The 19,496-nt window shown below is 56.6% G+C and carries 20 protein-coding genes and 2 pseudogenes; 12 read left to right on the top strand and 10 right to left on the bottom strand.

The window, feature by feature from the left end; genetic code table 11:
- The first annotated feature begins 449 nt into the window (after window positions 1–449).
- The 4 genes from AB8B29_RS33480 (at window position 450) to AB8B29_RS33465 (ending at window position 3,479) form a co-directional block, all read left to right on the top strand.
- Window positions 450–1,142: a hypothetical protein gene (locus AB8B29_RS33480; RefSeq protein ID WP_037197770.1), complete on the top strand. Its 693-nt coding sequence runs from the start codon at window positions 450–452 to the stop codon at window positions 1,140–1,142.
- 208 nt (window positions 1,143–1,350) lie between these two features.
- Window positions 1,351–1,779, top strand: a complete 429-nt coding sequence (locus tag AB8B29_RS33475; protein ID WP_037197771.1) for a hypothetical protein — start codon at window positions 1,351–1,353, stop codon at window positions 1,777–1,779.
- A gap of 265 nt (window positions 1,780–2,044) precedes the next feature.
- Window positions 2,045–2,653: a class I SAM-dependent methyltransferase gene (locus tag AB8B29_RS33470; RefSeq protein ID WP_439007056.1), complete on the top strand. Its 609-nt coding sequence runs from the start codon at window positions 2,045–2,047 to the stop codon at window positions 2,651–2,653.
- 364 nt (window positions 2,654–3,017) lie between these two features.
- A complete protein-coding gene (locus AB8B29_RS33465) occupies window positions 3,018–3,479 on the top strand; it encodes an NUDIX hydrolase (protein ID WP_439007055.1) in 462 nt (153 codons plus the stop codon).
- A 60-nt stretch (window positions 3,480–3,539) separates the two neighbouring features.
- Here the strand turns inward: AB8B29_RS33465 and AB8B29_RS33460 are convergent, their stop codons facing one another.
- Together AB8B29_RS33460 and AB8B29_RS33455 are read right to left on the bottom strand one after the other, a co-directional pair.
- A complete protein-coding gene (locus AB8B29_RS33460; RefSeq protein WP_439007054.1) occupies window positions 3,540–3,818 on the bottom strand; it encodes a DUF2934 domain-containing protein in 279 nt (92 codons plus the stop codon).
- A 138-nt stretch (window positions 3,819–3,956) separates the two neighbouring features.
- Window positions 3,957–4,793: a S1/P1 nuclease gene (locus tag AB8B29_RS33455; RefSeq protein ID WP_439007053.1), complete on the bottom strand. Its 837-nt coding sequence runs from the start codon at window positions 4,791–4,793 to the stop codon at window positions 3,957–3,959.
- On the opposite strand from AB8B29_RS33455, the pseudogene AB8B29_RS33450 reads away from it, so the two are divergent.
- A pseudogene (locus AB8B29_RS33450) lies at window positions 4,716–5,837 on the top strand (trypsin-like serine peptidase); the annotation flags it as partial. The gene AB8B29_RS33455 and the pseudogene AB8B29_RS33450 sit on opposite strands and share 78 nt — an antisense overlap.
- 204 nt (window positions 5,838–6,041) lie before the next feature.
- Window positions 6,042–7,016, top strand: coding sequence for a DNA/RNA non-specific endonuclease (locus tag AB8B29_RS33445; RefSeq protein WP_439007144.1), 975 nt, complete (start codon window positions 6,042–6,044; stop codon window positions 7,014–7,016).
- A 536-nt stretch (window positions 7,017–7,552) separates the two neighbouring features.
- Here the strand turns inward: AB8B29_RS33445 and AB8B29_RS33440 are convergent.
- From AB8B29_RS33440 to AB8B29_RS33430, 3 genes are all read right to left on the bottom strand, one after another.
- A complete protein-coding gene (locus tag AB8B29_RS33440; protein ID WP_439007143.1) occupies window positions 7,553–8,176 on the bottom strand; it encodes a plasmid pRiA4b ORF-3 family protein in 624 nt (207 codons plus the stop codon).
- Between the two features lie 475 nt (window positions 8,177–8,651).
- Window positions 8,652–8,951, bottom strand: a complete 300-nt coding sequence (locus AB8B29_RS33435; RefSeq protein ID WP_439007052.1) for a GCG_CRPN prefix-to-repeats domain-containing protein — start codon at window positions 8,949–8,951, stop codon at window positions 8,652–8,654.
- Window positions 8,952–9,194: 243 nt separating this feature from the next.
- Window positions 9,195–10,175, bottom strand: a complete 981-nt coding sequence (locus tag AB8B29_RS33430) for a zinc-binding dehydrogenase (protein ID WP_439007051.1) — start codon at window positions 10,173–10,175, stop codon at window positions 9,195–9,197.
- Window positions 10,176–10,269: 94 nt separating this feature from the next.
- Between AB8B29_RS33430 and AB8B29_RS33425 the strand changes: the two genes are divergently transcribed.
- Window positions 10,270–11,196, top strand: coding sequence for a LysR family transcriptional regulator (locus AB8B29_RS33425; protein ID WP_439007050.1), 927 nt, complete (start codon window positions 10,270–10,272; stop codon window positions 11,194–11,196).
- A 260-nt stretch (window positions 11,197–11,456) separates the two neighbouring features.
- Here AB8B29_RS33425 and AB8B29_RS33420 read toward each other — a convergent pair whose 3' ends face one another.
- Entirely contained in the window at window positions 11,457–11,765 is a 309-nt protein-coding gene (locus tag AB8B29_RS33420; protein ID WP_439007049.1) for a DUF982 domain-containing protein, read from the bottom strand.
- Window positions 11,766–11,942: 177 nt separating this feature from the next.
- Between AB8B29_RS33420 and AB8B29_RS33415 the strand changes: the two are divergent.
- The 3 genes and pseudogenes from AB8B29_RS33415 to AB8B29_RS33405 all read left to right on the top strand — a co-directional run.
- Window positions 11,943–12,195: pseudogene (locus AB8B29_RS33415) on the top strand (amino acid ABC transporter permease/ATP-binding protein); the annotation flags it as partial.
- Between the two features lie 1,029 nt (window positions 12,196–13,224).
- Window positions 13,225–13,644 (top strand): hypothetical protein, encoded by a 420-nt coding sequence (locus AB8B29_RS33410; RefSeq protein ID WP_439007048.1) that lies wholly within the window; start codon window positions 13,225–13,227, stop codon window positions 13,642–13,644.
- Between the two features lie 205 nt (window positions 13,645–13,849).
- Window positions 13,850–14,371, top strand: a complete 522-nt coding sequence (locus AB8B29_RS33405; RefSeq protein ID WP_439007047.1) for a hypothetical protein — start codon at window positions 13,850–13,852, stop codon at window positions 14,369–14,371.
- A gap of 117 nt (window positions 14,372–14,488) precedes the next feature.
- Here the strand turns inward: AB8B29_RS33405 and AB8B29_RS33400 are convergent, their stop codons facing one another.
- The 3 genes from AB8B29_RS33400 to AB8B29_RS33390 form a co-directional block, all read right to left on the bottom strand.
- A complete protein-coding gene (locus tag AB8B29_RS33400) occupies window positions 14,489–15,061 on the bottom strand; it encodes a GNAT family N-acetyltransferase (protein ID WP_439007046.1) in 573 nt (190 codons plus the stop codon).
- A 376-nt stretch (window positions 15,062–15,437) separates the two neighbouring features.
- On the bottom strand, window positions 15,438–16,133 hold the full coding sequence (locus AB8B29_RS33395; RefSeq protein ID WP_439007045.1) for an HAD family hydrolase: 696 nt from the start codon (window positions 16,131–16,133) through the stop codon (window positions 15,438–15,440).
- A gap of 134 nt (window positions 16,134–16,267) precedes the next feature.
- Window positions 16,268–16,390: a hypothetical protein gene (locus AB8B29_RS33390; RefSeq protein ID WP_439007044.1), complete on the bottom strand. Its 123-nt coding sequence runs from the start codon at window positions 16,388–16,390 to the stop codon at window positions 16,268–16,270.
- 106 nt (window positions 16,391–16,496) lie between these two features.
- Between AB8B29_RS33390 and AB8B29_RS33385 the strand changes: the two genes are divergently transcribed.
- On the top strand, window positions 16,497–17,336 hold the full coding sequence (locus tag AB8B29_RS33385; protein ID WP_439007043.1) for an SDR family NAD(P)-dependent oxidoreductase: 840 nt from the start codon (window positions 16,497–16,499) through the stop codon (window positions 17,334–17,336).
- Between the two features lie 163 nt (window positions 17,337–17,499).
- Here the strand turns inward: AB8B29_RS33385 and AB8B29_RS33380 are convergent, their stop codons facing one another.
- Complete coding sequence (locus tag AB8B29_RS33380; protein ID WP_439007042.1) at window positions 17,500–18,384, bottom strand: LysR family transcriptional regulator; 885 nt, start codon at window positions 18,382–18,384, stop codon at window positions 17,500–17,502.
- A 128-nt stretch (window positions 18,385–18,512) separates the two neighbouring features.
- Here AB8B29_RS33380 and AB8B29_RS33375 point away from each other — a divergent pair, with 128 nt between their 5' ends.
- On the top strand, window positions 18,513–19,469 hold the full coding sequence (locus AB8B29_RS33375; RefSeq protein ID WP_439007041.1) for an NmrA/HSCARG family protein: 957 nt from the start codon (window positions 18,513–18,515) through the stop codon (window positions 19,467–19,469).
- The last annotated feature ends 27 nt before the right edge of the window (window positions 19,470–19,496 follow it).

Genomic DNA, 19,496 nt, shown 5'->3' with positions numbered 1-19,496 from the left:
CGTTGCAGGGCGCGATGTCACGTGGTGCAAATGCAATTATTGTATTCGTATCGAACGAAACTAAACTGCGTTGGGTAGGCGCAGGATACGTGTAAAAACCGGTCATAAGCGTTTTTGGGAGGCTATTGTCTGAGGTCTTCGACGCCGAGTTCTTTCCATATCCATGAGAAATCGTAGGTGGCCATGGGGTCGTGCGGGTCAGGCGTGGAATCCTACGCTCTCATGAGCGATTTAGGTTTTCCGGGCGCATTTAAACTACCCCGTTTTCGCGAGGTCGGTCAATTGATGCAGCCTGTGCACGGTGCTGGAGATGGCGATCCGAACCGATGGTTACCTACGAAGCCATTATGGCATTACCCAATCCCAAAGAGGATTCGGCAACATTGCTCTAAATCATGCAGATCGCGGCCTCTGCATCAAAACAACATAACCTTTGTCTAGGATTTCAAATGAACGCAAAACTCTTTGTCGCTGTCGCACTCGGCTTGATGACTGGCCTCCTGGCGGGATGCGCCGGAAGCCGCGACCCTGGTACGGCGGCTGCGGACCATAGTGCGGCCATCAGTCAAATCGCCTCGAAGAAGAGCCAGAAAGGCGCCTTGCTGCTGATCCGGATGGTCGACGCAAACCTGACTGGTGATCATTATTGCTCTGGGCATATTCGCCTGCGCAGGATCGACAACGGCAAGCCTGACAAAAACACGGCGTTCGAAGATATCTATTCGGCCGATCGCTGGCTGCTGCCCGACGAAAAGAAGCCGAAGGATATGGAAGCGACTTTTCTTTATCGGGTCGCGAACGCCACCTCCTATGCCCGGTCCTTCAGGCCCATTGCGCCAGGTCGATATGCAATCACCTACGCAGAATGTCAGTACGGCATGAGCCAGTATGGTGGGGTTACCAAGCTCGAGGCAGGCGGCGATCAGGACTTCCTGTTCAACTACGTCAGCCCGCTCGGAGGCGCGAGCACGATTATTGTTGGTGCGGGACAGATTATCGATGCTGGCTACATCCGGTTGACGGGGAGGCGCAGCAATCCCGCCGTCGTGTCGTCGGAGGCGTCTGCCGCGGAGCGCGAGGTTATGCAGGAAGTTCTTCCTGAACTTTATACCTCGATACGATTCACGAAATTTGGCTTATGACCGTTTCCGAGAGGCATTTGCCGTCGGAGGACAGCGCACCTACCATACGGACGAGCAGAGTATTTAGTGCACGAAGATAATATGCCAGAACTGAAATGATAGCCCAATTCACGCGCTCCTCCTTTAGTTGTGCAAATCTGCCGTGATTTGACCCGTGTCCGCGCGTCAGAGGCGCTAGCCGTTCGCGGCCTCGCATGGAGAATTTTCAATGAAGCAAGTCATGCTCGCCGTGGCATTCAGTTGCATTAACGTGACATCGGCTATCGCCCAACGGCAAGTGCCAGATGAAATGCAGGTGAAGCACAAAGAGACCCGAAACATGCTGGGAGTGCTGGAATTCTGCAAGGACCGAGGCATCTCCGAAGATGGTGCTTTGGAATTTCTGCAGATGTCAGCCAACATATACGACGATCTGATAGGTTCATCCAATGGAGACGAAGCTGAGTTCACGGGAAGAGCTGGCGTGATATCGGGTCGAGGTATGGTGAAAAATATTGCAGACATCGCTATCGAGCAACATAGGTCGGTGGATGATATTTGTCGGCAATTGGTGGGGTTCTACAAACGAGGAGCCGACGAATTTGCGAGGCAAAAGGCAATGTCGACAGATAGCTCGCCCAGCAAGGTCAACAAATAGTTCCATAATTAGGCTTACCAATGACAAGCTATCCAAGCCTCTGAAAATGCGCGTCTATTTCACATCGATGCCATAATATCGACTGAGGTCCTCGGTTCGATTCCTATCAAGGCGATATATATATGCATCTGCCCCCACGTCCATCACTGGGCCCGCTTGCGGGGAAACCGTCATCGGATTTCGGTTACAGACTTTGTCTTATCCCAGGTCATCAGCTAATTTGATGTCGTTCAAAACTGCTGGAGACAGGGACCCGAAGTAGACCATGATTGACGCCTCCGCCTGCATCATAGATCTTTATCGTCGCCATGCTGCCGCATGGACAACAGCGCGCGGTGCGGTGCTGCAGGAGCACGCGTGGATCGGGCGGTTTGCCGACATGCTGAGGCACGGGACGGCGGTACTCGATATTGGATGCGGATCAGGCGAGCCTATCGCGCGTTACTTTTCCGGCAGAGGCCATCCTGTTACCGGTGTGGACGGTTCGCCGGAAATGATCGCCCTCTTCCAGGCCAATCTGCCCGGCGCGACATTCCAAGTGGCGGATATGCGCTCGCTGAAATTGGATCGGAGATATGGCGGGCTGATTGCGTGGGACAGCTTCTTTCACCTTGCGCCTCATGATCAGCGGTTGATGTTCCCCATCTTCCGAGACCATGCCGAACCGGCGGCTCCATTGCTATTCACGAGCGGTCCCGCCTTTGGCGAAGTGATAGGCACTCTGGAAGGAGAACCCCTCTATCATGCGAGCCTCGACGCTGACGAATACCGCATTCTGCTCGACCGGAATGGCTTTGATGTTGTGTCCCATGTTGCGGAAGACCCTGACTGCAGCGGGCACACTGTCTGGCTCTCGCGTCGACGGCTGTCGTAAGGGTGTCGCGAAATTTTAGCCGACAGTCCTAAAACCTCAGTTAGATTTGGTGGTGCGAAATCTTCGCTTCGACGCGCGGCCGGGCGGGAACGGCGGGAACGGCGGCAAAAGTCTCCGGCCTACTAGCTATGAAGGGCCTTGTCACACCGCCGGTACTGCGCGCGGTTGGAATCATGAGGGAAGTTGCGTCTCCGGTAACGCCGGCAATCGACCAGAAGCGGACCGGTCAATCTTTGCACATAAGGGTCTTTGATCTTGTCGATCGGCAATTCACGCCAGTCGTTCGTCGACGCCGCTTCGGTTGACCGATAGGAGCCAAAAGCATAGCCTCGTTGGTGCCGACAGTCGAAATCGTGGGAATGCCATGAGGGCCGAATTCGTCAAAGAAGCGCCGGACGTACAGCAAGCCGCTGTCATCTGCTTTCGTATCAAAGGCCGCGGCAAATTGCAGGTCATGCTTGTCGGTAGCCTGCGAAACGGGCGCTGGGGTCTGCCAAAGGGACACCTTGAGGCCGGCGAGCAGTCATTTGCGGCCGCTGGACGAGAAGCCTTCGAAGAGGCCGGCGTGTCGGGCGAACTGTCGAAGGAAGTGTTCGGGACCTACTCGTACTCCAAGGACAGCACCGGTCTGCGGTATCATGTCAGTGTTCACATCCTGCGCCTGGTTTCCCGCGCGAAGGATTTCCCTGAGAGCGGCATGACAAAGACCCAGTGGTTTTCGATCGGACGGGCGATCAACCTTGTAGCACAACCCGGCCTGAAGATTATTCTCGAACGATTTCAAAATTGCTATGCCGAGGACCTGGCCGTAGGTAACAATGCCTGACGAGAGCCAGGCTCCTCAGTCTCAATGAGTTCTCTCCGTACGGCCTCGACGGAACTGCCGTCAGGCTCTGCCGAATGCAATCTTGAACGCGTCGGCATGCTCGATTTCGGCCTTGCGTGACGGGTCGGCTCCAGATCCGTCTTCGTCCGCTAGTTCTCGCTGCGCCTGGTCCCAGTGCTCGGCTTCCCGACCATCAGGACGTCCCTCTGACTCCCACAACTGATGGGCTCGAGCCTTTATGCGGGTATGAAGGTCCTGGCCATAGTCGATCGTTGAATTGTCCGGTTCGCTAACTGAAGCGGCTGTATCAAGGTCCGGGTTAGATTCATTCATGGACATGTTGCACCTCCCAAATTTGGCGACGATTAAACCGCGCGCAGACGATTTTGTTCCGATATAGCGAGGGATCCGGTTGCTTTCCCAAGATCCGGCGAGTGCCTGTAGGCTGCGGCTGTTTCGCCAGCAGCAGTACCGTGTTCAGGGAAGTGGACATGCCGGCGCGCTGCCCAGCCAACGGTTCAACACGGCGGCCAGCCGAAGTCCGGCGCGTCCCAACTGCTCATCAACAACTGGCAAGGCTTTATCGTAGTATGCTTCGTCAAGCGTCGCACCATTACCGATGCCCTGGGCCATGTCTTCAGCAAGTTTATGCGCTTCGAGTGTCCAGGCTACAGGATCGAGCGTCTGTGACGCCGCTGGATGTTTAAGCAGCCAGTCGCCTTCGAGACGATCGACATAAGAACCCCAGGCGTAGTTCGTCTGCTTGATGAGCGTGGAGTCCCAGACGGCATGAAGATCGTCGTCCGGGACCTTCGGTGGCGATTTGATCAATCCGCCAAACTTGACCACGACCTTCAGGGTGTTTTCGCCAACACCGTCGGCGACCGTATGGAAGGGTTGGTGGATATCGCCGACGATGTGGATCAGGTAGCGTAGACTGTCGCGACGCTGCACGGGATCCGCGGCGCAGGTGATTTCGTGCTCGGCACGATCGATTTCCGCGATTGCGCAATCGCCCTTTGGATCGGCCGCGCATTGGGCGGTCGGGTCGTAGCTATTATCGGCCAACGGGATATCGACGAAGTGCCAGTTGTAGGTCTCCGGATGCGTGCCGTATCTGACATCGTCGGCCCAGCTCGCAACGGATGCCATCGAGACTTGCCCACCTAGAATGCGCTCAACTTCAGTTAGCGCCGTGGCGGAGAGCCTCCGCTGGGCGATCTCTGCGATGATAGAATGGCCCTCCTGACCCCATGCAAAGGCCTGGCCAAAGGAAGTGACCAGGAGCACGGCAGAAATTGCAGCAATTTTCATGTCCATACCCTCCCGAAGATCCAGGTACACGCGGCCGCGATGCGCTTACTGCGACGATCCACCAACCGCCTAATAATTTCACCACTCAGAGATCAAACTTGTATGACGGGCGGGGACATTCCTAAAGTTGCGGCTGCAACCTGGATGTCACGCGCACATGCTAGGCTTCTCCAGGTAGGAATTTGGATCGTTGACGAGGAGGGGACACCCATGGACGTCAATTCCGTTAAAAGCATGCGGACTGATCTCGATCGGCTCGCGGGAGACCGGTTTGCAGCGCGAAAAGATCAGCGCGATGCAAAAGCTACCGCGATCGAGGAAAATGGTATTCTCGCCGCCGCTGGCCTGGCGTCCGCCGTCCAGCGTGCAATGCAGTTGACGGTCGCCGAAGGTCGCACCGCAATAAGACCGATGGCCGTGTCAGCGACGGCATTCCGTTCGGCGCCTGTGGAGACTCCCGAAACGCCCGTCGACACAGACCGGAGGCTGGAGTCGATTGTCGGCTTCAACGACACGGATCCGATCAACTTTCTGGAGCATGGAATACGCGCCGGCCAGTCGGTCTGCCGCTTGCTGTATGGCCAGCAGCCAATTGGAACAGGCTTTCTGGTTGCTCCCAATGTTCTGTTGACCAATCATCACGTGATACCCGACACTGACGCTGCGGCCGATTTTATCGCGCAGTTCGACTACGAGCTCGATGCCAACGAAAATCCGTTGGTTCCAAAGCGGTTCAGGCTCGATCCGTCGCAGCTCTTCGTAACATCGCAAGTCGATGCTTTTGACTTCACCTTCGTGGCGGTCCAGCCACAAGGTTTGACCGGCGAGCCTCTTTCCAGTTTCGGGTGGCTTCCCTTGAACCCGTCGGCCGAGAAAATCCTCTAGGGAGAGCCGGTGGTCATCATCCAACACCCTGAGGGCCGAGAGAAGCAAGTGTGCCTATTTCACAGCGAGATGGTCGATCGGGTCGATCAATACATCTACTATACGACCGATACCGAGATCGGGTCGTCCGGATCGCCGGCGCTCAATCGTCAATGGCAGCCGGTCGGGCTTCATCACGCATCTGCCCCGAGCGGCGACAAGAAGCGCGGCGTTCAAACTGCTGCCAACGAGGGCGTCAGGATCAGCGCCATCCTCAGTGCTCTGCAGAATGCCGACCGTGTCTCCGGCGATGTGGCGAAGCTCTATGACCTGTTGTCCGATCCGGCGACACAGGCAAGTGGGCGCCCTCAGGCGCCGCTGGTCATGGTGAACACGTCACAGACGCCGGTTGCCGATCCTCTTGAAAGCAAGACCGTCATCCGGGTTCGACCGTCAGCCTGGTTCGAGACACCACACCGCGCCGGGTACAATTCGAAATTTCTTGGCGATGGCTTCGATATACCGTTGCCGAAAATCGCCGATGCGTTGGCGAACGATGTTTCAAAGCTGGCGGACGGCTCCCCAGAGCTGAAATATATGCATTACAGCGTCGTGATGTCGGCATCACGACGGCTGGCATGGTTTTCGGCCGTAAACATAGATGGATCGGGCATTCAGCGACTGTCACGCACGGATCGCAATCCGGATCGGCCGGAACCTGTGAAAACCCGTCCTGTCGATCTGGAGGCGGCCGACGTCTGGTGGTTCGATGGCCGAATATCAGCCGATGCACAGGTCGGCGCCATCATTTATGACGGGACCGACTTCGACTACGGGCATCTGACGCGACGGCTGGACCCGGTGTGGGGAGATGACCGCACGGTTCGTATCGCCAATGACGACAGTTTCTACATGACAAACTGCACGCCGCAGGCGCATCGATTGAATACGGTGACCTGGGCGCATCTGGAGGATGCCGTTCTAGATGCGGCCCAGAACCACGGTCTGAAGTTCACGGTCATCACCGGTCCTGTGCTGGATCCGCGCGACCCTGTCCTTCGTGGCGTGCAATGCCCGGTCGCCTATTGGAAGGTGATCGCCTATGTCGACCAGGGTACGCTGATCGCCATGGGGTTCCTCCAATGGCAGAAAGATCTCGTTTCCCAGATCCAGAGCAGTCTGGAAAGCTTGAAGGAGCTTGATCGGGCAGAGGAATGGCATGTGCCGATCAGTGACATCGTCCGTCTGACTGCGCTTGATTTCGGGCCACTGATTGCCGCCGACGCGAAAGCCGGTCAGGCCCGCCAGCAATTGACTGCGGGCTTGGTCGACGCATTGCTTCAACCAAAGCCGGCATGATCCGTAGAGCTATCAGATCCAGTACAGACGCGCGGTGTGGGAGTGTGTTTAGCGCTCGAATGGTCTTGAGATCATAAAAAAGGCCGGGCGACTATGCGCTCCGACCTTCGATTTGCCTCAACGCTACCTGCCAGTACATCCTTGGTCAGGGCGAAGACAAATTCCTTGTATTTTGTAAGGGCTGCGTTCCCCATTTCAAGTGCCATAAACAGTCCCAAACCTCTTTCCAATCTCTTCCAATGCAGTAGGTGATTTCTCGGGGAGACAAGCCCATCGAATTGGAAACTGTACGGTTCATACGCTTCGCGCGGGCGTGGTCTCGTTGTTCCCGCCGGACAGAAAGCACCGCAGCTTCGGAAGAAGGGTGATAGTCCGGTGATGCCCCAGTGCGACGTCTTTCGATCTCCCGATCTCTCTCGTCGCTCTTGGTGTTTTTTGGTCGAGAGTTCAGATCCCGTCAAGACCTCCAGTTGCGCAGTGACAGGGGCGGCGAATCACATCTTTTCAAGCCGTTCCAGCTGAAACGCTCGCCCAATTCATTTCTTCGGCGCAACTTTCGGCTTCGGTTGGTAGAGACGCCGTTTGACGTTCGGACGTAGGGCATTGCGGAGATCTTTGTCCGTGGCCGACAGGTCGAACCATTCGGGATCAAAGTGGCCACCGCACCACCGAATCGTGTCGGCATATTCGGGATCTTCCCGGTCAGCGATGATGTCCAGGAACCGCTCATATCCCGAAACGCCGCCAACATCTTCAGGCGGTCGCGCCCTTTCGCCGGCAACGCAGCTCCCGTGTTTGGGCGTAGATGCGAGCGTCAAGAACTCCTCCACAGCGACAGTGTGCCGCCAGCCATCCCCGAAATCATAGTGGTAGCTGAAGACGGCACCTTGCTCGAAGTCCAGCAAGCGAACCTCTCTCAGATCGAAGACCCGAGGATCGTCATCGGTCGCGTCCTCGGTCAGGGTTTCGACTTCCCCATACCGCAGACCACCGATGCGGAATTCATAGAGGTGATAGTTCCACCAGTTGAATGCGGCCTGAATACCGAGATGAAGATGCTCCAGGTTCCAATGGACCGGCAGGACCAGACGGCGCCAGACGTCCGGCTCGACCTCGTCGATGGAAACTCTGATCTGCACAGCGTTTGCGGCTTTGAACATTGCACGAATGAACAGGGTTGGGGGAAGATCGTCAAGACGATCAGCCAAAACTCCGAGTCATGATCGATGCGCTAGTCCAAGTCGCCGCAAGCGAGGATTCTGGCTTCTTGCGGCGCTAAATACCAGAACCGAATGAATTATTTTGCGGTTTTCGATTCTCTTCAAGCCTCACTGAGGTTTCGCGGCAGGCCCGCGGAATTCTGGTTATAGCGACAAGCTCGCAGTCGATCGCAAGGCCGGCCTTGAGAGGCTAAGCGATCAACCATCAAATTCACAAAGACGCGAACCTTTGGCGAAAGCTGGCGAATTGATCAGCCAGCCGGCGTTGACAGCTCATTTATCGCCCCGCAGTCGCGCGACGGTAGGCGCCAACCGCGGGGAAAACGCCCTGCCTATCTCGCGCGACACTCGGTGACGCCTGGATTAACCGTTGTCAGTAGGGAAGCGGAAAGAACTCCGCGGAACCGGCTTTTGTCTACCAGCGGTCGTCGTGGTAGTGGCGGTGGTGACGATAGGCCCATGGAGGTGGCGGTGGCGGGCGATGCCATCCATATCTCTCTCCGGCATAACCGCGGGGCGGACCGCGATCGGCGTTCGGGCGGCAATGGCCCCACTGATTCTCGTGAAATCCGCGACCGCATGCATAGTCCACGCGGACGACATTCTCGAAACCCACAGGTTCTGATAGCGGAACGGATGTAGAAGGCATTGCCTCGGCGACCGAACCGAATAGCCCGCCGACGATAAATGTTGAAGCGATAATCAGAGTTTTCATTGCCTGCTCCTTGCGCGTGCTGGATCCGATATTCGGACAACGCGCATGAATGCCCGCTGAACCAACGGTGGCCATTTTGTGTTTTCGAGCTGGGAGGGCCGCGACCGCGCGCTACATCGACATCATAAAACTTCAACGTGACAGGTGTACCGCGATCCGGTCGACAGACGTTGATCACGCGCTCACCCGCGGATCGATTTACCGCCTTTCGCATCTTCGGAGCACACCTTCCTCTCGACGGCTTTAAACCAGGCTCACGACAATTTTGCCTTTCGCTTCTCCTGACTCCATCAGGCGATGGGCGTCGCGAATCTCGTCGAACGCGAACATGTGAGCCGGCTTTGCCCGATATTCACCTGAAGCCGCCTTTTCCGCGAACATTTGAAAGGGAACCTCCGACAGGGGAAACTCGAGTCCACCCAGCGCCAAGGCACTTGCAAAGACGCTAAGCCTCCGGCCGCTCGGGATCTGAAACACCGGCTGCACGTTAAGTGCATCTCCGCCACCCAGAAATCCCACCAGGCAAGTTTCGCCACCGCGCTTGAGCGTGGCCAGTGAATCGAGCACCGTCGAATTACCGATGATATCGAGGACTGCGTCGACGCCATCGATGTGTTCCTGACGAACGGCTGATGAAAGGTCTGACGCCTCCGTCAAGACCTCAAGAGCGCCCGCTGTCTCGATCAAGTATGAGCGAGAGAGGCGTCGTGTGGTTCCGATAGCGTGTACGCCCATATCAGCTGCGATGTTCAAGGCCGCCTGGCCAAGAGCAGAGGTCGCGCCGCGGACAACCAATTTTTGATCACGCTGCAGGTTCAGGATACCAACAAGCACCGACCAAGCGGTCGCGTAAGACTCAGGAAGCGCTGCGAGTTCCGGCCATGAGAGTGTGGTGTCGACAGGCATGACATGGGTCGCAGGTACCAGGACAAGCTCCGCGTAACTCCCGTTCAAGCTTCGACCCATGCCACCGACGACTGCGATCACGGCCTGGCCTGGTCGCAATGAGCCGGATGCATCTGCCCTCACGACGCCGGCGCACTCGATGCCGCTTACCTCGGCAACTTCCCCCCAAGCCCCACGCCTAAAATAGATCTCTGCTTGATTAATGCCGAAGGCCTTGACCTCAATCAGGACATGGCCTGGTTTCATCTCTGGGTCGGGCCGTTCTTCGATCGCCAGGACCTCTGGTCCTCCACTTCGCTTGATGACGATAGCACGCATGTCTTGATCTCCGTTGTGTGCGACATCCACCGGAATACAGGTCGACACCCAGAAAGGATTTTACAAAGTTTCGCCAATCATTGTAGATTTTGCCATGGCCCATGATTTGACGTTGACTCAGCTTCGGATGCTGGATGCCGTTGCGACGGAAGGATCGCTTCAAGGTGCTGCGGCGAGAATTGGCCGCACACATCCGACCCTGCACACCGCGATAGGCAATATTGAACAGCAGGTCGGATTCGCCCTGTTCGACCGGAGCAGCTATCGGCTCGCCCTTACAGAAAAAGGTGCTGCTTTCCTAACTCGTGCACGGCGCGTGCTTTCGGAGATAAACGATCTATACGCTTACGCTGACCATGTAGCGGCCGGTGACGAGATCGAAATCACCATCGTCATCGGGGATCTCACACCTTTGCCGCCTACGCTCGCTTTATTGCAAGATTTCTTCAAGCAGCACCCTCAGACGCGTCTGAATCTAAGGTTTGAAACACTATCCAGTCCTTGGAACATGCTGGAGCAAGGCCAAGCCGGCCTGATTGTTCATCATGTCGAACACGGCGACACCCGTTTCGAGACGCTGCCGCTTCAGCCGGTCACACTCATCCCGGTGGTGGCGCCAGGCTTCCTCGCATTCCCCGTTGAAGCTGCGACGGTGGAGCGCATGCGCGACTTCACCCAATGTGTCATCCGTGACAGCGGTGCCTTTCCGGCCGAGCGAGAGTACTTTCTACTCGACGGCGCAAGGACCTGTACCGTGACTGATCAAATTATGAAGCGCGAAGTAATCAGACAAGGATTAGGCTGGGGGCATATGCCTGATTATCTGGTCGCAAAGGACATACGGGAAGGTCGCCTTCTATCCATTGCGAACGGGGTTTTCCGCGGCGGCTCTGTAGAGATCGTTGCCGCCCGTAGGGCCGGTAAAAGGCCAGGACCGATCGCGGCCGCCTTGTGGAGGGCGATGGCGCAGGTGTCTGACAGTGACGCTTTCTCGCAACTGCAACCGAAACAAGTTAAATAGCGTCCGAGTCGGATCCGTCAGACGCCAACTTTGCGACCCCCTCGTACCCCCGATGACGCGGAGACCCGGAATGATCGCGGATGCCTTAGACTGACGAAAGGGAATAACCACGACTGCAGATTGGCACTTAAGGCGGCCGCAGTTATTGGGTTCAGGTGTCGAACGATGCGTCAGGTCGACATGGTCACAGCTATCGGCATTTAAATTCGATGAAGAAAGCACGACGGAAGTAGCATAGGAGCCCAACCACGCAGACGCGCTCATTTTTCTTGGAAGTCGTTGCCAACGGCTTGATTTCCGGTGAGATGTTGGAACTGCAAAACATCCTCGATCCCCACCAGCAACCCGGCGCCGGCAAGAAAGCGTCGGAGATTCTCGCGCAGCGCGTCTAGCGGAAAACGGCCGCATGCCGCCTCCGAACATGCCCGCAGAATTGTCTGATATTTTAATTCACCTTTTTCGCCGGGCCAATTTTCCAGAAAATTGAAAGTGTCATCAAGCCCGTGAAGTTCTTCGATGAAATGCCGGCCTTGCGCAAACAAGGGCTGATCGAATAGCGTCCTCGTCATGCTTAACCTCCTTGACCTCAAGCTGCGCTCCATTTTGCGCCAGATTTTAAAAGGACAGGATGTCGTGATTAAGACAGTGGGCTGGCGACAACAGCCTGTCTGTCTTCGAAGCGCTTCAAACCTGTCGTAGTGTCGTACGGCTCAGCACTCTTCGATCGGTGGATCGTCATCATCCCGGCGTGCCGTGCGCTCAGCATGAGCTACGGTCGGGGATACAGTTGGTCATCATTCAGCAGGGCGTGCGGCGCGTCCTTCCGGCCCTCGTCAACCAGTTCATCGGCAACGTCAGGATTCGAGCCTAGCCTACTTCCTCGGACTATTGGCAACCGAGCGCGAGATCTTTCGCGTCGGCCAGGACCAGGCCGTCGCAACGGGCAATCTCTCACCGCCGCTGCTGGCCGGTGTCTTCTATCTGGTGATCACCGTTCCCTCACTCTGGGTTTTTCACCATCACGCTGTCGGCGGACTACTCGGTAGCGCATGGAGGACGATACCTGGTGCTTTCCTATTTACCTGCCGAAGGACGTCGAAGCCTGACAGAGGCGTTCCAACGGACGAGGAAAAGTTCGCTGCGGCTCTCCAAAAAGCCCGCAAGTGCTTAACGGCGATGTCCGACATCATGCGAGACCGTCCATGGTTCGTTGGCCAGCAACTGATTTTAGCGACAGATAATCCTGCGACCGGATGCACTCGTCCGCTGCTTGCAGGGACGAATTTATTCGTCTCAATTCTCGGATATCGCGTGCCTTACGCTGCTGCCAAAACTCATCGATCGAGCCGATAATAAGGAAAGCTCTGCCCCTTGATGCGAGGCAGAGCTCAAGCGCCATTACGGCGCCGTGTGCGAAACTTCGATTGGGGGCGTCAGTTTCGTCACGGCCCGGCGCTACACCGCTTAGCTGAACATGACCTGAAAGGTCGTCACTAACGACGAGAGCATGCCGGGAAGCCCAACGAGATGCTTTTCCGGACGCCGATTGTCAGGCTTAAAATCTAATGAATCCATCCGAGACAGCGCAGAATAAAAGCCGCTCCGATTATTACCGGAGCCAGCAAAATTACGATGGCGAATATCAAGCCGCGGATATCGTGCGGATAGATTATCATCCTCTTTCACCAAAGGGCCGCGCGCTTTTTTGGGCTCGGCTGTTCCGTCGGTTCATCAAAGCAATAGGTGCGGAATTGTTCCCACGCAAAATGACGAGCGATCGTTGGGAGCGTTGGCGTGAAGCCGCCGACCGCGGCGCAAACACCGAAGGCCGAGAAGCCCACCCATCTCGCTCTTATTCGTACGCAGTTTGAGCTTGAAGATGTGGTAGGTTTGAACCATCCCACAGCACAGACATCGGCGCCTGGCAAAAGCATGTCGAATCAGCGTCAATAAGTTCGAAACGACTTACGAGCATATTGACAACGACTTTGTATAGTCGACAAATTTACGCACCCCGAGGATTTGACCATGGCTGATGACCCGAGCATGACCCCTGCAGCCGAGATTGCGTCCACTGATGCAGCTTCGAAGCCAAAAGAGAAAAAGACCCGCGCCCCGCGCAAGCCCAAAGTCGCTGCGGAAGCAGTTGTAGATGCATCGGTGAGTGCTCCGGTGAAGAAGACGCGTGGCCCGGGCAAGAAAACGACAGCCTCCGATGCGGCCGCACCAGTTGCTAAGGTAGCTGCGCCGGCGGCTAAGAGAGCGCCTGTTGCCAAGGTTCAGACCGCTAAGCGAGCCCCTCGGCAAGTCAAGACTGCTGCGCATGATACGGATGGTTTTGCGGATCTTCTTAAACTCGAAGACGAAAACCAGAAACTGCGTAAGGCACTGTCGGAAAAGCTTCGCGCCGAAAACGCAGATCTTCGCAAAAAGCTTGGTCTGGCTTGATAGCAAACATGTCCGCAGGAGCGGCGATTTAGAGCCACTTCACGACTAAACACCAGGCTTGCATTGCAAGCCTGGTCTCCCGCTCGATACTATAGAGCAAAGAAAGCGAGTCGGGAGTTGGGTGATGAGATCACCGTGGCAGCTAATCAAAGGCTTTACATCACGCCGAAAGGTCGAGAGAGCCAGTGCGCTCGTGGATGAGGTCGTGCCTACACCTGATCCACGCAAGGAGGAGGTCACACAGGACCGCTTGCGGCAGGCTCGGTCAAATACAGCGCCTGATTCAATTTCCGCATTCCACGCTGACAATGACCAATCGATCGAGCAGGCGAATCCTCCTGAAGCTGAGGTAGTTGAAGAAGCTGAGGTAGTTGAAACGGATACCTTGTCTTCTGAGCATGTATCAGACGAGACTCCGGACCTGCACGATCAGCGTTTGCCGGCCGCGCCTGTCGTTCAGACTATTGTGCCGGAACCAAGTGCGAGCGTATCGGCGGGAGACCGGAAAGAGCACCGCGCAAACGCGGTACAGGCGCAAAAAGGCGTCATCAAGCCGACTGTTGTCAAAAAAGCGGCACAGCGGCCGGAAGTGACGAAGAAGACGGTCCTCGAGGAAACCATTGAACTGGACCAGGAGATTAACGATCTTAGATCGCAGCTTTCTGCCAAACTACTCAAGCAGAACAGTCAGTTGCGTCGCATGCTCGAGCGCTACAACGACAAGTGAGTATTCGCCGGCGGTGCGCCGTTCATCTATGTATGCCTATGCGGTAACGGCTAGACGCCGATAGCTATCATGAGCGGATAGCGCCCGTTCCAGCAACGAAAACGCTGGCGGTCGAAATCATTGCGGATTTGGCGCTTCGCTTGCAGCCATATTCCGTTTCGGTCTCATTTGATGGGGATCATGGCACAATAAATGGCTGCTGAACCAAAAGGACGGAGGGTAAATCTCTAGAATCCGGGGGCGGTTTTGTCGCTTCCGTAGCCTACTTCCTCGCAAATGCCTTCGCAGCCAGATGCAGGCGTGGCCTGGTGGCAGTTCCTCTATCCGACCAAACTCTTCATAACCGCTGGATCGGTAGAAGTCGGGAGCATGGAAACTGAATGTATCGACATAAGCGCCTATACATCCGCGCTCGCGAGCGACTGCTTCCGCCTTTTCCATTAGCAGACTACCAATGCCAACGCCCTGGGCTGATTTTGATACCCAAAGCCAATCTATAAACATCCACGAGTAAAAGGTTTTCGCCTTCACGCCACCCTGCACTGTCCCTGCGGAATCGCGTGCGATGACCCAAAGGTCTTGGGAGTTGTCACCGCCAGCTTTACTGTCGTTGTATTCGTCTAGTCCCTGATCCATAAGCTGCCGCGTGGCCCCATCGGGCACGTCTTCAACTTCGACAGCGATCGCCAATAGCTTTCCTCTTGTGCGATCGCGCCGGGCATCTCCGTCTCCCATGGCTTCCTCCGATAACGAGCGAAATTATGCGACAGGAAATGTTGCGTTGCAAAGGCAGTTCTATGCGTAGACCGCGATTCACCTTTAGACAATCAGTCTGGCTTCGCTACAGGCCGGCCAGCACGGAAGTTCCCTTGATGACGGGGGTCGCACAATCACCGACACTCGCGGCGGCTCAAAGTGCTTCATCGAACCAACTGAAGCTTGCGTCGAAACTGCCCGTCACGCAGACTCGGCATGCTATTTCGCTCCGATAAAGGGCGGGCCATCCCATAACCAACAGGTACGCAATCGGCGCGCTAAAACAGAGGTCGGCGCTCAGGCCAAATGGTCAGGCGAGGAGCTCAGGCAAACCACTCAGGTCGGGCAAAACAGCCTCTGGCGTCCAGTCGGGATTGAGCGTTTCTCCGAACCTGTCGATCCACACGGCGCGTATCCCTAGTTCATGGCAGACCTTCAGGTCGGTGACCTGTCCCATGCCAACGTGAACGGTCTCCTCTGGAGCTACGCCCATGACGGAATGTGCATAAAGAAATAGCCGGTGATCGGGCTTGTAGGCCTGCGCGTGCTGAGCAGTAATCACGTAGTCGATCGGAACGCCGATCGCGGCAACGGTTCCTGCGATCAGGTCGTCGTCGGTGTTGCTGATGATCGCAAGGCGAAACTGGGTTCGCAAACGCTGCAGCACGGCCGGCACTTCTGGATGAGGCGAAATGGTGCGCAGGTATGACAGCAGCGTTTCTCCGTCACTCGGTTGCGGTGATAGTTTCTTCCCGGCCATTACCTCGGCCAAGCTGGATTGCAGGATAGTCTTGTAATGGCGGTAGGGCGGACGCTGCTGTTGCTCCATCGACAATGTGCGGAGCGCCTCCACCGTTTCGGTCACCTGGGCCTCCTCCATCCCGATGACCTCAACGTGTTTCGCGAGGACCGCGCGGACTCCTGTCAACAAAGCCGAGTGCCATTGCACCAAGGTGCCGTAGCAGTCGAAGGTAATGAACTTCGGCTTGGGGATTAACTTGGGCATCTTCTATCCCTTTCTCCGAATGAGCGTTTACGGGGCTGGATGAGCGTGAGATCGCTATATCAGAACTTCCGCAACAAGGCAGTTATTCTGTTTCGTCTTCTGAGCAAGGGGGGAAGGAGACCATCGATCAAGGGCTATTCACCGTTCATGGCAAGCGTCGTCCAATTGTCGAACAGCTCCCAGAAATCTACCCTGGTCATCGGCTCGCTTTCAACGACCCAAAGACTCGCCGCTGAAGGTGCTGGATAGGCTGACATACGCGCTTCCATACGAAGCCGAGGCGCAGCATTGATCATCTTGCACCACCGTCTACATAGTATTCGCGAGAACGACGAAAATCTTCTGCGATTCGAGGGGAGTAAGATGGCTCGGCTTACGGACACTGTAGCGGTTATTACCGGTGGCGGCAGGGGAATTGGCCGGGAGATCGCCCTCCAACAGGCGCGGGAGGGCGCCAAAATTGCTGTTCTTGCGCGCACACGGACGGAAATCGAGGAAACCGTCTCGCTGATTGAGGGGGAGGGTGGGCGAGCGATCGCTGTGACCACAGACGTCATCGACTATGGCGCCGTCGAAAGGGCTTTTGCGCGGATCGCGTCCGAATTGGGTCCCGTCAATCTGTTGGTCAATAACCACGGCTCTTTCCAGGCTTTCGGCCCGATATGGGAGTGTGACCCTCTTGTCTGGTGGCGAGACGTGGAGATCAATCTGCGCGGAACTTTCCACACATGTCGCGCGGCATCGCCGAGAATGTTGGCGCGGGGCAAGGGCCGGATCGTCAACCTTGTGGGCGGCGGAACCGGCAACAGCTTTCCCCATGGCTCTGGTTACGCCTCGAGCAAAGCAGCCATTATGCGCCTGACGGAGTGCTTCAATGATACGACGATCGCTCACAGCGTGCGCGCCTTCGCAGTCGATCCAGGGCTCGTGCGAAGCGCGATGACCGAAATGCAGCTATCATCAGAGGCCGGGAAAACCTATCTGCCGGGCATCCAGCAGCTTTTCGACGATGGCGTTGACGTCGACCCCTCACGCGCTGCGCTTCTGATTGCGGATATCGCCGCAGGACGTTTCGACGTGCTTGCCGGTCGTCTTCTGCGTGGCGTCGATGATCGCGATGAGCTCGAAAGGGAAATGGACAGCTTGGTTGCGGCTGACGGAAGGGCGCTGCGCTTCACGGCGATCGAACAACAGAAGCTCTGACACCGCACCGGCTCACAGCACTGAATCGTTTGGCAGTGCAGCACAAGGGGCGCCGGTTCGACTCCCATCAAGGCGTAAGAAGCTCTCTCCCGGTTCCAGGTGGGATCAGCCCACCACCCGACACCTTTTCTCGACTCCACAAGCTATCCCCCTGCCGGCTTTCCTAATGAGCCGTCAGATTATGGACGAGGTCACGAATCCAGCGATGGCCTTGATGTTGGTGGCAACGCTCATGCCATAACATTGCCACCTCGAACTGTTCCGAAAGCCAAGCAACTTCTACGACGTCAAGCGGAGGCAGCCTTGTCTGCAACAGCCGCCGCGGGGCCAGGGCCACGAGATCACTCGTCGCCACAATTCCGGGAATGACCAGAAATGAGGCTGCCGAAGCCACCACCTTGCGCTGGAAACCAAGAGCTTCCAGTAAGGCGTCAACCGAGGTCAGAAAGCTGCCGCCCGAAGGGGAAACCATCACCTGTTCCAAACCGGCAAAGCCCTCCGGCGTTTCCCCATCCCTAATCCGCGGGTGCCCGTCTCGCCCTATCAAAACGTACGTCTCATCAAACAGATGCCGAGTCCGAAGGTTGGGCTGACTTGGATCCGGAGTGGCGATCGCAAGATCGACGTCGCCATCTGCGAGTTGCCCTGCCAATCTCGTCGGGTTCAGGCGATGGACGGCGAGCCGGACCTTGGGAGCTTGCTCCCGTAGTGCCAGGATCAATGGGGTCACGACCGTCGCCTCGACATAGTCCGTACAGGCGAGCGCCACCGTCAGTCCCGCAGTTCGGGGTACGAAACTGTCGTGACTTTGCAGCGTGCTGCGAAGCTGGTCGAGCGAGGCCCGGAGTGGTCCCAATAACTCGATCGCCTTTGCCGTCGGTATCATACCCCGATGTGCTGGAACCAGCAGCGGGTCCTCGAACAGGTCCCGGAGACGGTTCAATTGCGCGCTCAGCGCAGGCTGGCTTAGGCCGAGCCGGGCTGCAGCCTTGGTGACGTTCCGCTCCGCCAATAACACATCGAGGCTGACGAGAAGATTGAGATCCATTCGCGTAGTATCCATGGAATGGATTGTAACACTAAAAAGAATCGATTTAACAGATAGATCAGTGGCTGCCATATCCGATTTATAAGGAGCGTCCACCGAGGCCGCTTCAACAGGTGATGGAGATCCGAATGCAGTATGATAGCAAACCCCTCATCGTCGTGGCTGGCGGTCTAAGCAAGCAGGGTCGCAGCGTAGCTCAGTCCTTGTTGGCGAGCGGGCGGTACCGTGTCCGAGCTATGACGAGCCGAACACAGTCGTCCGAGGCTCTTCGGCTGGTGGAACAAGGCGCTGAGCTTTTCGAAGTGCCGCTGGCGATTAATCGCCAACAGGATTTCGTCAGAGCGTTTGACGGGGCGCATGGCGCCTTCCTCATGACGCCGGGTGTCGTCCCGCCGGCAGCTTACGAGTTCGACATCGGGAAGGAACTCGCCGACGCCTGCGTCGAGGCAGGCGTTGGTCACGTCGTCTTCAGCTCCCTGGAGAATGTCGACAACATCACGGGAGGAAACAAGTTCGCTCCGCACTTCACGGACAAGGCGAGGGTTGAGGCATACATCCGCGAGCTCCCGATCCGTAGTACCTTCATCGAGCTCGCGTTTTTCTATACCAACCTTCTAGAATACTACGTCCCCCATCGGGATGGCGACACGCTGATTTTCCCCGTGTATCTGCCAGAGCATTTTCGAGCTCCCTTCGTGGATCCGCTGACGGCAACGGGACCTGCCGTTCTGGAGATCTTCGAACACCCGGAAGCCTATGTCGGTCATACTTTGCCGGTCGTCGGGGACATCATTTCTCCGGCTGAAATGATCGAGACGTTCACGCGCATTACCGGGCTGAAGGCCGAATATGCCTCGGCCTATACGTCCGAGCAGCTGGTCAGGCACTTTCCTGAATTCGCAGAGAACGAGGAGCTCGTACGGGAGAATATTGGCATGGTGGAATATGCTGTAGAGTACGGTTATTTCCGCGAAGACCGGGACCTCGGATGGAGCCGACGGATCAATCCAGCGAGCCTGAGCTGGGAGCAATTCCTCAGGACAACGAACTGGGACGGTGGTCGAAGAGCGTTTGGCGTCATTTAAAGGGCATCGCGGCAACGGTAGCCACCT

The sequence above is a fragment of the Rhizobium sp. 11_C7_N12_5 genome (genome assembly GCF_051811145.1).
GTDB classification, from domain to species: domain Bacteria; phylum Pseudomonadota; class Alphaproteobacteria; order Rhizobiales; family Rhizobiaceae; genus Rhizobium; species Rhizobium lusitanum.
The sequence above is the reverse complement of the archived record's forward strand: the minus strand, read 5'-3'. Positions and strand labels throughout refer to the sequence as shown.